General features: G+C 61.7%; 10 protein-coding genes and 1 pseudogene. 8 read left to right on the forward strand and 3 right to left on the reverse strand.

Annotated elements, in window-relative coordinates; all coding sequences use genetic code 11:
- The first annotated feature begins 109 nt into the window (after positions 1-109).
- The 4 genes from ACTHN9_RS16125 to ACTHN9_RS16140 all read left to right on the forward strand — a co-directional run bounded on the left by ACTHN9_RS16125 (position 110) and on the right by ACTHN9_RS16140 (position 6447).
- On the forward strand, positions 110-3829 hold the full coding sequence (locus tag ACTHN9_RS16125) for a hypothetical protein (protein WP_440537779.1): 3720 nt from the start codon (positions 110-112) through the stop codon (positions 3827-3829).
- On the forward strand, positions 3826-4119 hold the full coding sequence (locus ACTHN9_RS16130; protein ID WP_440537780.1) for a DUF6137 domain-containing protein: 294 nt from the start codon (positions 3826-3828) through the stop codon (positions 4117-4119). The genes ACTHN9_RS16125 and ACTHN9_RS16130 overlap by 4 nt, the downstream gene beginning before the upstream one ends.
- Before the next feature lie 136 nt (positions 4120-4255).
- Positions 4256-6139 (forward strand): chloride channel protein, encoded by a 1884-nt coding sequence (locus ACTHN9_RS16135; protein ID WP_440537781.1) that lies wholly within the window; start codon positions 4256-4258, stop codon positions 6137-6139.
- Between the two features lie 113 nt (positions 6140-6252).
- Positions 6253-6447: a DUF1653 domain-containing protein gene (locus ACTHN9_RS16140; RefSeq protein WP_440537782.1), complete on the forward strand. Its 195-nt coding sequence runs from the start codon at positions 6253-6255 to the stop codon at positions 6445-6447.
- A gap of 148 nt (positions 6448-6595) precedes the next feature.
- Here the strand turns inward: ACTHN9_RS16140 and ACTHN9_RS16145 are convergent, their stop codons facing one another.
- From ACTHN9_RS16145 to ACTHN9_RS16155, 3 genes are read right to left on the reverse strand one after another with little or no spacing between them, the layout of a single operon-like run.
- Positions 6596-7561 (reverse strand): CobW family GTP-binding protein, encoded by a 966-nt coding sequence (locus tag ACTHN9_RS16145; RefSeq protein ID WP_440537783.1) that lies wholly within the window; start codon positions 7559-7561, stop codon positions 6596-6598.
- An 11-nt stretch (positions 7562-7572) separates the two neighbouring features.
- Positions 7573-7854 carry a hypothetical protein gene (locus tag ACTHN9_RS16150; protein WP_281003982.1) on the reverse strand — a complete coding sequence of 94 codons (282 nt, stop codon included), beginning with the start codon at positions 7852-7854 and terminating at the stop codon, positions 7573-7575.
- A 52-nt stretch (positions 7855-7906) separates the two neighbouring features.
- Positions 7907-8683 (reverse strand): GntR family transcriptional regulator, encoded by a 777-nt coding sequence (locus ACTHN9_RS16155; RefSeq protein WP_440537784.1) that lies wholly within the window; start codon positions 8681-8683, stop codon positions 7907-7909.
- A 119-nt stretch (positions 8684-8802) separates the two neighbouring features.
- On the opposite strand from ACTHN9_RS16155, the gene ACTHN9_RS16160 reads away from it, so the two are divergent.
- The 4 genes and pseudogenes from ACTHN9_RS16160 to ACTHN9_RS16175 all read left to right on the forward strand — a co-directional run.
- Positions 8803-10194: a dihydroorotase gene (locus ACTHN9_RS16160; protein WP_440537785.1), complete on the forward strand. Its 1392-nt coding sequence runs from the start codon at positions 8803-8805 to the stop codon at positions 10192-10194.
- Between the two features lie 61 nt (positions 10195-10255).
- Positions 10256-11695, forward strand: a complete 1440-nt coding sequence (locus tag ACTHN9_RS16165; RefSeq protein WP_440537786.1) for an MFS transporter — start codon at positions 10256-10258, stop codon at positions 11693-11695.
- Between the two features lie 49 nt (positions 11696-11744).
- Positions 11745-12422: a transporter substrate-binding domain-containing protein gene (locus tag ACTHN9_RS16170; RefSeq protein ID WP_440537787.1), complete on the forward strand. Its 678-nt coding sequence runs from the start codon at positions 11745-11747 to the stop codon at positions 12420-12422.
- Positions 12371-12502 (forward strand): annotated as a pseudogene (locus tag ACTHN9_RS16175) (IS256 family transposase); the annotation flags it as partial. The gene ACTHN9_RS16170 and the pseudogene ACTHN9_RS16175, both read left to right, overlap by 52 nt.

Raw genomic sequence — 12502 nt, forward strand, 5'->3', positions numbered from 1 at the left:
GCAGAACTCGCGTCGACCTCTTTAGCATGCGGTGCCTTCCGTACGCTCGTGGTGTCGCCCGTTTTCACCATGGAGTTGGCCATTCCCAGGCTCTGAAAAGGCTCCCCGTATGACTGCCAAACTTGAACGATTGCAGCAACTTTCCCGGTGCCCGGAATTCGCCGAACTGGTGCCGCCGCTATTTCCTCTGCTGGCGGATGGCGCTGTCGCGCTTTTGGAGCGGCACAAAGGGACACTCGCTACCCGTGTTGCCCAAGCGGCGTATGCCAGACGTCTGGCGCAGCAGTACCCGGCGCTTTCCATCTCGGTGACGGAGTCCTGTGGACCGGCGCCCTGGATTGTGCGCAGCGCGGGGATGGAAGATAGCGAGACCTTCGCGAACGCTGGCGGCTATGCCAGTGTCGTTTGCAGAAGCAGTGAAGCATTGGTCGATGCCGTCGCCGCGGTGACTTTCAGTGGCTTCGCACCGCAGGCGGTCGAGCAGCAACGGCTGGTTGCTTCGACCTATCGGCCGCAGCCGATCGCGGCTTTTGTGCAGCCTCTGATCGACAGCGGACCGCAGGGGAATACCGCGGACGAAACCCCTTATCTGTCAGCCGCCGATTGCGCCCGGCTCTTCGACACGATCGGCAAACTGCATCGGTATTTCGGCTGCGATGCATTGGACACCGAATGGGCCTTGCAGACTGATGCGGGACTCGTCTCCGCAACCGGGCTCACCTTGGCAGGCAACGATGCGATTCGCGGCCAGATTGCCTTCGGTTTCGGTTTTGCGGCCGCGCAGACACCCGGATCGCGCCCCAACTCCGAGGCCTACCATTGGCCGGCGCTTGCCGCGCCGCTTTGGCGAGGCACTGCGTTGTGCCGGGTTCGAATCGGCAAAATGTGGCTGCTCCAAGTCCGGCCCGCACCGGGTTATGAACTCGAACGGCGCGTCTTGCGTTTGATGGAGCCGATTCGCGCCGAGCTGACGCGCCGAATGCAAACGGTGGCGGTAGCGCCGATCATCGCGGCGAAGCAGGCTGTTCGCGGTCGTTTTATTGCGGCGGCGACACTCGGTGACGCGTGGAGCCGCTATCTCGAGTTGCCGCTCATGGCCCGCGCCGAAGTGGTGGCGGTGTTCGTGGAGATTGGCGTGGCGAGCGAGCACGCCGGCATTATGTTCCGCCAGCAGGGCTTGCCGGTTCTGCGCGCCGAGTTGAGTCAACTGCCCGCCGCGCCTCATGCGGTGGTAGACGCAACGGGCACGCAAGCCTGGTTCGGTAGTCCTACCGTGCAGATTGCTCTGGATACCGAGGCCGAGGATCGCATCGATTTCCCACCCGACGTCCAATTCGTCTTCGACGACGAATCTTCCGTTCCAGCAGCGCTAGCTTCGGTGGCCGATTTTCGCGCGACTTCTGCTGAGGCGATTGCGGGTCTCCTGGCGAGCTTGCCGGCGGCAATCGGCCCATCGCGAAAACGGATCGAGCGCCGCAGTGTTTGGCCTGCCCGGGATCTATGGCTGCGCGTCGGCGATACCGTTCGCAGCCCGAGCTTGTTTGGGCGGGCGCTGGCGCGTATCGAGCGGCAAGCGCTGCGCGCCGGATGGAGCGCGCCTCCGGAAGCCGAATTTTATGTCCGCGCGGTACAGGCCTGCATCGATCCGGCGGCCAGCTTGTTCCGTTTGGTCGAGCAGGCCCCCCGCCTTGCTGCCCTCCTGGCCGATCGCGACGATTGCAGGCTGGCCTTGCAACTCCTCGCAGCGGAGCGTTGGGCCGCTCGGCTACCCGCTGCGGCGTCGCTGCCGCTCGCTCGAGCCGCGCTTGCGTCGTGCGAGTCGGTGAGCGCGCCGTCCTGGTTGAACGGGATTCTGGATGTGCTCGGCGCCACCGAAGAGCTACCGATTTACGACGACGAGGAGCGCGTCGAAATAGTGCGGGAGCTTGTGCGTGCACTCGAGGCAGGCATAGCGCCCAAGGATCTTTTGCTTGCGGCACGCTCTGGTGCTGCCGCTCCGCTCGCGCTCGGCAGGCTGCTGCGCAGGCCGCAAGCCTTTGCCGCTTATTCGGCCTTTCTTGTCCCGCTGCAGCGTTTCCGCAGCGCGGGTGCAATGGCTGGTGTCGCGGAGTCTGGCGCGCTGCTCGCGGCTGCGCGTACCCTCGAAGCTCAGTTGCAGTCTGCCCACCTGCGTACATTGAGCGGCTTGTGTCGGATCGACTTGGTCGATACCTACGATCAGGTGCTCAAGGCAGTCCTGGCCGACGTAGTCGAGCGGCGCGATCGGGCAGCATACGATCGCTATTTGAGCCTGCTGGCGGGCTGGATCGCATTCGCCCGCGCTCAAATCATATCGGCCGTCGATGATGAAGCGCTGGCATCGTTCCTTGGCTGGATCGAGACGGTTCGAAACGATGCAATGCCGGAGGACTTCCTGCTTGAACTCGACGAAAGTGGGGCGGCGCGCTTGGGCGACGATTTCCTCCGTTGGCAGGCGCTGATGCCGATAGCCGGCGGTATGGCTCCCGGGGAATTGCCGCTGGGCAATGCGCACCAACTGCATAACGTGTTGCATCAATGGATGCTCGCGCATTTTCGTGTCGCGCCTGGGCCCGAACTGCCGAGCGGATTACGTGCATTGCTTGCTATCGCCGACGGCTTCGGCGATACACGTTCGCGTCTGTTGCGGCTTAACCGAGCAGCGCTCGAAATTTCGCTGCCCATCGTCGTTCATAAGGCGAGCTTCGTTTTTACGGCCGATGTGTTGACCGTCGAGTTCGCCGAACTGCCCGATGCGCCCGCGGACGGCGTGGGCAGGTTACTCGTTTTCGAGGCGCTTGCGCGGCGGATTGGCGAGTGGGATCCGGGCTGGGTAGTAACGCCGAATCGCGTGTGCAATCTCGGCACGTGGACCTTGTATCTACGTGTTCGCAGTACCCGGGGGCATCGCTGGTGCGCTGACGATCTGCCGCGTCTCTTGATCCGGTTTCGCGTGCTGTTCGACTGCGCTTACGATTTTTCCTATGTGCCGAATAGTGAAGTAGCCGACGCGTATGCACGATTCGGCGCCGCGCATTGGCAGGAAATCTTCCGTGCCCTGGCCGGTTACCGCGAAACAGTGGATTTGTCGCTGCAGCGGACGACTGTCTACGCGTTGCCGTTTGCGACTTGTTTGGCGGCGCTCTGTCTCGACGAAGCGGTGCACCAAGCAGTGGGCGACGCTTACTGCGCTGGCTTCGACGTCGCTTGGCGCGCCTTCGTTGTTGCCGCCGACCGGCTGCATGAGCCCGCGCAAAGCGGCAATCGATGGGCGTCCGCTTACGCCGTGGCCAGCCAGCTTGGGTTGTTGTTGTCGGCAGCATGGCCACGCGAAACGCTGCAAAGGATGGCGCACGAAGCGCTATCGCCGATCGCGGGCGAGCGGCTTTGCGCCAGTCTCATGCATCGTCGCGACATTTCCGTACCACTGAACGAACTGATCCGCGGATCGAATGCGCCGATGCATGCCGCGTTGCGCGAACTCGCGCTGAGGCATGCACCGGCAAAGGTCATCGATGCCGACAACGCCGCCGAAGTGGCTGGCGAGGTCGCTGGCGAAGCTCGAGCGTTTAAGCGCTGCAAAGAGTACTTGCTTGCTCGCTATGCCGATCGATTGCCGCAGTCTCTGCGCAAACGGATGATCGATCAGATCGATTGGGTGCCGCGTGGTGTCACGCCGCATACGGAGGCTCGCATCGAGCGCGAACTATCGCGTGTTGCGCAGGCGCGCGGGCGTTTCGACATCGCCGAAATCGACTACGTTGCCGCGGTGCGAGCGTTTGACGCGGACCATAAGGAAAGGCAGTCATGAGTGAAACCAACGCTGGAGGGAGCATGCCGTTTTCATTGGAGTATGTCCGCCATTCGATCGCTAAGATCGCTAGCGATACCACGGGCGACGACGTCGATGCTTTGTTGCAGACCGGGAGGCTAGCGATCGGGCCACGCGACGCCGTCGAATTTTTTGTTCGCCTGGAGGCGGTGTTCGACTGCACGCTGGGGCGAATGCGGTACGAGGCGCTGTCGATTGAAATCGACCAACTTGCGGTAGAAGTGCTGGCCGCTGCCGGCGCTCAGTCGCATGCGGCGCGGCCGATCTGACCGAAAGCGCTCGTGAGCGGGCGGGCTCGGCGTTTGGGGGCAGACCGATCGAGGCGGATCGCGCGGATTGCATCACATTGTGATATATATAGCGCCATCGGCCGGAGCGGGTTCGGCCACTCGAAAAAGGATGTTCATGAGCGACCACAAGGGCGATTTCGCAACGGATGTCCGGCTCCTGCGCATCAGCGCGATCGCTGCCGCCGGCGGCGCATTGAGCACGGTCGCCGCCGATTTTTTGCTGCACCTGATTCGTCTGTTCAACAACCTATTCTTTTTCCAGCAGATGTCGGCGTCGAATCGCTCGCCGGCACTGAACACGCTGGGGCTCGTCGTGATCGCCATTCCCGTGATCGGCGGCCTGCTCGTCGGCCTGATCGCGCGTTTCGGTTCCGAGCAGGTGCGCGGCCATGGCATACCCGAGGCCATCGAAGCGATCCTGTTCGGAAAAAGCAAGATGTCGCCGAAGGTGGCGATCCTCAAGCCGCTGGCCTCGGCCATTGCCATCGGAAGTGGCGGCCCGTTCGGGGCAGAGGGGCCGATCATCATGACCGGCGGTGCGATCGGCTCGCTCATCGCGCAGTTCTTCCATCTATCGAGTGCGGAACGCAAGGCGTTGCTCGTGGCCGGTGCGGTGGCCGGCATGACGGCCGTCTTCGGCACGCCGGTTGCGGCGGTGCTGCTCGCCATCGAGCTGCTGCTGTTCGAGTTGCGGCCGCGCAGCTTGTTGCCCGTGGCAATCGCTTGCGCCGTGGCGGGATTTACCCGGCCGCTGCTGCTCGGTTCCGGCCCGTTGTTTCCGTTGCACACGATCCCGCTCGGGCCGATCGGGATCGTCTCGTCCGCGATTGCGGGGCTGGTGGCGGGGGCACTGTCGTGGGGGCTGTCTACCTCGCTCTACAAGGTTGAAGACGCGTTCGGCAAACTGCCGATCCACTGGATGTGGTGGCCGGCGCTGGGCGCGATCGCCGTCGGTATCGGCGGCTATTTTCAGCCGCGGGCGCTCGGTGTCGGGTACGACGTGATCGGAGATTTGCTGCAAGGCCACCTCGTGTTGCATGCCGTCGTTTGGATCATCGTCGTGAAGGCGATCATCTGGGTCATCGCGCTGGCGTCGGGTACCTCGGGGGGCGTCTTGGCCCCGCTGCTCATGATGGGCGCAGGGGTGGGCGCGATCGTGGGACCTTACATGCCAGGCGGCGACCCGGCGGTTTGGCCGCTCATCTTCATGGCGGCTGCGTTAGGCGGCATGATGCGCGCGCCGATCATGGCGGCCGTGTTCGCCTTCGAGTTGACGGGCGATGCGAACGCATTGCTGCCCTTGCTTGCCGCAGCCGCGGTCGCGTACGGTTTCACCGTGCTGCTCATGCGCCGCTCGATTCTTACGGAGAAGATCGCGCGTCGCGGGTATCACATCTATCGCGAGTACAGCATCGATCCGCTCGAACGGCATTACGTCGAAGAGGTGATGACGCGGACCGTTTCGACGATCGATGCAAAAACGCCCGTGGCAGACGTCCTGCGGGATTATTTCGGCGCGCGGCAGAAATTTCGGGCGTATCCCGTGGTGCGCTCGGGTTCGCTCGTCGGCATCGTCGATCGGGCGCTGCTCGATCGCGCGTCCGTCGAGGACGCACGCGCGCCGGTGGGGGCCCTGTTCGGGGCGGCCGTGCCGGACGTCGCCTTGCCGGGAGAAACGTGCCGAAACGTCGCCGCTCGGTTGGCCGTGAAAGGGCTCGACCGCGTTCCAGTGGTGGAAGACGAGAAGACGTACCGGCTCCTCGGCATCGTCTCGCGTTACGACCTGCTGAAGCCATCGACGGCGGTTTTCGCCGAGGAGCGCGAGCGCGAACAATTCCGGCACCTTTGGACCACTCGGAACGACGATGGCGTCTCGCCCCATCGGGACGATGACGCGCCAGCCGACAGCGCGGGCGTGATGCGCCAAAAGATCTCGGCGCGCAACGATACTCACGCTCAGGAGCGGACGAAGCGATCGTCGGTCGTGCGGCAAGATTGAGCCCTCTCTGCCCCGAGTCGTCCGCGCCCCTCCCGCGCTCGGGTACGATATCGCGGTTTCACCGCCTTGCACGGCGGTGAAACGCACGCGAACGACAACGAAAGGGAAGGGATATGACGGTCCGTTATCGGCACTATAAAGGCGGTATCTACGAACTCGTCTGCGAAGCGACGATGGAAGCCGACATGACACCGATCATCGTGTATCGGGCGGCGAACGGTTCGATCTGGTGCCGACCGAAATCGGTGTTCTTCGAACTCATCGAAGTGGATGGCGTGCAGGTTCAGCGCTTCGAAGAGATTCACTGATCGACCACGCGCGGTACGCGATCCAATCAGAGGGGCGGCCGGGATTCGCAAAAAATCCGCCACATCTCGCCCTAACCTAATGATTTAGTTGTTAAATTGGACCTTTCTGTCCGAATGTTTGGCTACTAAGACGTTGCCGTTGATACGGCTACAAAGCTGAGCCAGGAAGCCCGTTGAACGTGGACGTTCCTGCAGTAAAGCGCTTGAGGGAGTCGAGAATTTTTTGGTCGTTGATGCCGTTGGAAATGAAGACGAGCCGCGAAACGTTGTCTTCATTGTCTTCGGCAGGCAAGTGGGACGGCGGATACACACGATGCCGCACGCCCTGAACCACCAGCTTACCTGCGGAACGCACAGCCACTACAGACTTGAATCGCAGGATATGGTCACCGTGTCGATTGAGCAGCGCGGTGAGCCACACGGAAAACGTCGCCCAATCGACTGAGCGGTCGAGCACGGTGGAAAAGCTGCGCACCGAGCCAGTGTGTAAATGCACGGGTGTGTTCGCCGCGCGAAGCGGGCTGTTGACGATTCTGACACTTTCGACGGGTGCGAAGATTGTGCCCGGCACGTCATTCAGCGTGACATCGCATGCTGGATTGACGTCGCGGATCGCCGTCATCAATGTTTCGATGTCCGCGCTATCTGCAATGTCGGTCTTGGTCACGATCACTCGATCTGCGGCAGCGACTTGCGGAGCGGCTTCGGCGAACTCTTTGAGCGTCTGGAGGCCTTCGAGCGCGTCGAATGCTGTCACGCACGGGCCGATCTTGATGTACTCGTGGAGATTTTCGTCCGACAGAACCGTGCCCAGGATAGGCGTCGGATCGGCCAGTCCGCTGGTCTCGACGATGATCCGCTGCAGTTCAGGCAGCTCCCCGCGCGCGCGCCGCGTCAGGATGTGCAGCAGCGTCTGCTGCAACTGACCGAGCACCGTGCAGCATAGACACCCGTCGGCGATTGTTTCGATCTCGGACTTCAGATGAAGCGTAATGCGGTCGTCAATGGATTCGCGGCCGAATTCGTTGATGATGACGAGCGTTGAACCGACAGCCTGCTGCTGCAGATAGCGCTTCAGCAGTGTCGTCTTGCCGCTGCCGAGGAAGCCGGTCACGACATTCAGTTCTAGGCGCGGTACGAGTCTGACCATGGTGAAGTGGCAGGCAAGAAGCCCGCGTCAAGAGGGTCGATGTGAACCTTGCCGAGCTTTTCAGCGACGCGCCAGAGAGCAGAGAGATCGGGTGCGATCTGGCGGCGCCCTTGTGTGTCTTCGACGCTGAAAGACTCGCCATCCCAGTCGCTCGCGGCGAGGCCGGCCGGCCGCAGGATGCGGTTGATCAGCTGCAATCGCTTCGCGCGTTCAGCGCGGTTTTCAAGAATGCCGGCCGCTACGTTGTGCAAACCCATCGGGTCAGCCGAGTCGGTCCAGTGCTGGGCGACTCCAAAAACTGCACACACTTCACACATCGTTGAGCGTTCCGTTGAGAGCGCGCGTTGAACGAGGACTGATTGAGAGGCCGCCCACCGCGCTCTGCGAGATGTATTCGGTAACCCGTTTGCGTGCAAGGCCGGTATGCGAGCACGCGAGGTCTTCGGCACGATCCGCATCCTGATTTCTGATCGCATCGAGAATGTCCCGGTGTTCTCTCAGTATGTTGTCCAGATGCGAGCGCCTGGCTCCGGCGGTCGGGAAAGTCTCGTAGCTCATCGCGAGACGGGCGACGCGAAGATTTTCTGTCAGCAGATTCGCGTAGATCTTGGCGAGGACGCGATTGCCGCACGCATTGCCGATTGCGAGATGCAGTTCCCAGTTTCCGTCGATCATGCCGTTCACATCGTTGTTCGCGTGGGCCTCCTCGAACGCCCCGACTAGATCCTCGATACGCTTTAGATCAGCCGTGGAACGCCTTAGCGCGGCGAGACGCGTCGTGGCGCGCTGCGCCAGTTCGAACGCCTCCAGGTGTTCCTGCAATTGTGGGATGTCCATCGACGCGACCCGTGCGCCGCGGTTGGGCAGCAGCGAGATCAGCCCCTCGGCCGCGAGCCGGATCATTGCCTCCCTGAGCGGGGTGCGGGAAATCCCGAATTCCTCCACCAGCGCTTGCTCGTCGATGTCCTCACCAGGCGGCATCTCCAGAGACACGATACGACTGCGCAGCAGGTGATACGCCTTGCTCGCGCCCGATCCCTTGACTGCTTTGGCCTGCTCGACGGCAGGCGACTTCTTTCTGTTCATCAATGAAAGACCATGACTGTCTGCCCATGAGTTTAGCGAAAGCCCCCGCTTGACACAAACATTTTATACACCAAAAATCCTGCGTGTATTTACAGTGTATTTTTCATGCGGAGAGCGGAATGAGTCAACAGGTCGATCTGGTGATCGCAAATGGGACGGTGCATACGCCGGAAGGCAGCACACAGCAGAACGTGTGCGTGGCGAACGGAAAGATAGTGGGGCTTACCGTTGCGGGCAGCCTGCCCGCTGCCGCGAAGGTGATCGACGCGAAGGGGCTCGACGTGCTGCCGGGGCTCTGGCATGTCCACTGCCATTTCCGCGAGCCCGGACACACATACAAGGAAGACTTCAGATCAGGCACCACCGCGGCGGCGGCCGGTGGGATCACGTTCTGCATCGACATGACGAATAACGATCCGCATCCGACGACGCTCGAATCGTTCGAGCTGAAGCGCTCGACGATCGCGCCAAAAGCGCTCGTGGACTACGCGTTGTACGGCGGGGGCCTGTATCCCAAGACGGTGGACGCGCTCGCGAAGGCCGGCGCGATCGGAATCAAGGTGTTCAATACGCGCCACGTGAAGGAGGTGTACCCGTACATCTCCGAGCTGGGCGTGGTCGATCACGGCATCCTGCACGAGCTTTATGAAGCCGTTGCCGATACCGGCCTGCTTTGCGCGGTGCATCACGACGACAGCGAATGGTGCAAACGCCTGACGTTCCGCGACTACATCAACGCAGGCAAAACGAGCAATCTCGACTACATGGAAGCCTACGAGCGCGGCTACATGTATGGCCACGGCATGGCGGCCGGACTCGCGGCCTCGACGTACTACGCACGCCTGACAGGCGTGCGCCTGCATGTGCTGCACATGGGAGTGATGCCGCCGGCCGCGAACGATCTCGTGCGCTTTGCGAAAAGCCAGGGCGTCGATATCTCGGGCGAGATGGAATCCGCGACGCTGTTCATGACGCGCGAGCAGGCCGAGAAAGTCGGGCCCGGCACCTATGCATGGGCCTATGCGCCCGAAGAAAACTGGCAGTCCGTGCGGGACGGCACGGCGGACATGCTGGTCGGCGAGCACGCGCCTCATACGCTCGCAGAAATCACGCCGGGATGGCAAGACGCCTTTTCCGTTCCGCTCGGCGTGACGGGCGCGCAGGAATTCATTCCGCTCGTGCTCAACGCCGTCAATCAAGGAAAGCTGGATCTGCGGGACGTGGCGAAGCTCTGTGCCGAAGCGCCAGCGAAACGCTTCGGGCAGTACCCGAAGAAAGGACGCATTCAGGTGGGGGCGGATGCCGACTTCACCATCGTCGATATGAAAGCGGAAAACACCTTCCGGGCCGCCGATATGCACACCCGAGCGGGCTATACCGCGTGGGAAGGCGTGACAACCAAAGGCATGCCGGTCTACACCATCGTGCGCGGCAGCACGGTGATGGACCACGGCGAGATCGTCGGCAAGCCTGGATATGGGCAGTTCCATCCCGGCATTGGTGCCGCCTGAGCGCAGTGAACCGATAAACAGTCCTATGCGCAGGCGCGAAGCCAGCGCTCAAGAGGCCAGCATGATGACCACACCTTCTTCGTCGGCCCAGCCGACGCAGCCGTCACCCGCCGCAACGTTTGCCACCGATACGGCGGTGAGGCATCCGTCGCTGCTCACGCAGCAGCAGATCGCGACCCGTCTTGACCAATTGCCTGTATCGCGATTCCACTTCATCGTGCTGATCGTCGCGGCGTTGTCGCTGTTCTTCGATACCCTCGACACGGTGATCACGGGCTTCGTGCTCGCAACTTTACGTCCGTTGTGGGGCTTCAGCGCCGCGACGATCGGTGTCGTCTCCGCAATCGGGCTAGCCGGGTACCTGGTCGGCTCGGCAGTGGCCGGATTCGCCGCGGACCGATACGGACGCAAGCGCATGATCATGCTGACACTCATGCTGTATTCGCTGTTCTCCGCGTCGCGCGGTTTGGTCAACGACATATGGAGTTTCGCTGCGCTGAACTTCTTCACCTGGCTGTTCGTCGGCGCGGAAAGCTCGATCGTTCCGCCTTATCTGGCGGAACTGTGGCCGACGCGCGTGCGCGGCAAGCTTGGCGGCTGGATGATGGGCTTTTTTGCACTCGGCATCGCGTTCTCCCCCATTTGGGCGCTTAACATCATTCCGAGCTTGGGATGGCGCCCCGCATTGTTTTTGACGCTGCCTTTTGCGATTGCCGTCGGTTTGATGCGTTCCGGCTTGCCGGAATCGCCGCGCTGGCTGCTTCGCAACGGGCGCGCGGCCGAAGCCGAAGCGGCGCTTGCGTCGATCGAGCAGCGCGTCGGGCGAAAGCTGAACGCCGGCACGACGAACGTTGCGTCCGCGAAGCCCGCCGCGCAGGCTACGCCAGCCCGCACCTACACGGCTCGCGATCTGCTGGGCCCGCGTTACCTGAAGCTGACCTTGATGATGTGGCTCGCATGGTTCGCGGAATATGGCGTGCTCTATACGTTCATGACGTTTGTGCCGACGCTGCTTGCGATGGAAGGCTTCACTATCGTCAAATCTTTCCAGTTTTCGATCGCAATTTACGCGTCAGTCATTCCCGGCTACGTGCTGGGCGGCTATATCGTCGATTGGCTCGACCGCAAGCCGACGGCGGTAATCGCGTTCATCGGCACAGCGATCTTTGGAACGCTTTTCGGCCTCTCAACGACCTCGACCGAGTTGATGACCTTTGGCGGGCTAATGGCTTTCTGTCTAGCGTTAGGTTCCACCGCGATCTACAGCTATACGCCAGAGCTCTATCCGACCGAGATCCGCGCAACCGGAATGGGGCTCGCCTCGGCATGGGGGCGAGCGGGCGCCATTATCCTGCTGCTCGTCTTTGGCGTGTTCGCTGTACTGAAAGGCAAGCTGTTCGTGTTCGTGATCAGCGATGTGGTCCTGCTGAGCGCGGCAACGGTCGTCGCGATCGTCGGGCCGTCGACGAAAGGGCGATCACTGGAAGATGCATCCAGTTAACCTTCAAGCGGGTGGCCGGGACGGCCGCCCCAAAACATTGAGCGCAACGATGAAAGTCACAATCGCATACATCGAGGAACCGCCTTTCGGCTGGACCGGTCGAGATCAAGCTGCGATGGGCGCGGACATCGAATTAGCCGACGTAGTGCTTCGGGCGACCGGTGTACCCACCATACATCATCACCTGACCTCGTTCGACGAACTTTTGCCCGGTGTACAGGAAGGCCGCTGGGACATGAACGTGCCATTGTTCGTGACACCCGAACGTGCAGAACGTGTTGCGTTCAGTGTACCGGTCTGGTCGATAGGCGATGGATTCCTGCTTCATCGCGGTAATCCGAAGGTGCTTACGAGTTACGAGGCAGTAGCGGCGCGGAGCGATGCGCGGCTTGGAATCATTGCTGGACAAGTGCAGTTTGAGTCCGCGAAGTCGGCGGGCGTGCTCGATCGCCAGATTGTCCTGTTCAAAGACCAGCCGGATGCAATAAGCGCCCTTCGCGCTGGAATGATCGATGCATACGCCAGCACCGCTGTCGGCAATCGTGTCCTTGCTGAAAGTGCGGATAACGCAGCATTGGAAGCGGTCGCGCACAACAACGGCGGAGACGGACGTGTTCCTATGAGCCTATCCGGTTTCTTGTGTGTGAGGCATAAACTCTCGGCAAAGGAGCCGATATGCCTCGCAAACGAAAAGAAGAAACGACGATTGAGCCCGGTCGAGGGCTGAACCTTGATCCGGAGCTGATCAAGCAACTGGTGCCCGGCACGCTGGACCGAGCGACGATCAACGAGCAGCTTGCCGCGCTC

The organism is Trinickia sp. (genome assembly GCF_051953405.1).
GTDB lineage: Bacteria > Pseudomonadota > Gammaproteobacteria > Burkholderiales > Burkholderiaceae > Trinickia.

Coding starts and splice junctions, on each gene's coding strand:
- ACTHN9_RS16125 (WP_440537779.1), top strand. CDS start 110: ATGACTGCCAAACTTGAACGATTGCAGCAACTTTCCCGGTGCCCGGAA.
- ACTHN9_RS16130 (WP_440537780.1), top strand. CDS start 3,826: ATGAGTGAAACCAACGCTGGAGGGAGCATGCCGTTTTCATTGGAGTAT.
- ACTHN9_RS16135 (WP_440537781.1), top strand. CDS start 4,256: ATGAGCGACCACAAGGGCGATTTCGCAACGGATGTCCGGCTCCTGCGC.
- ACTHN9_RS16140 (WP_440537782.1), top strand. CDS start 6,253: ATGACGGTCCGTTATCGGCACTATAAAGGCGGTATCTACGAACTCGTC.
- ACTHN9_RS16150 (WP_281003982.1), bottom strand. CDS start 7,854: ATGGGTTTGCACAACGTAGCGGCCGGCATTCTTGAAAACCGCGCTGAA.
- ACTHN9_RS16155 (WP_440537784.1), bottom strand. CDS start 8,683: ATGAACAGAAAGAAGTCGCCTGCCGTCGAGCAGGCCAAAGCAGTCAAG.
- ACTHN9_RS16160 (WP_440537785.1), top strand. CDS start 8,803: ATGAGTCAACAGGTCGATCTGGTGATCGCAAATGGGACGGTGCATACG.
- ACTHN9_RS16165 (WP_440537786.1), top strand. CDS start 10,256: ATGATGACCACACCTTCTTCGTCGGCCCAGCCGACGCAGCCGTCACCC.
- ACTHN9_RS16170 (WP_440537787.1), top strand. CDS start 11,745: ATGAAAGTCACAATCGCATACATCGAGGAACCGCCTTTCGGCTGGACC.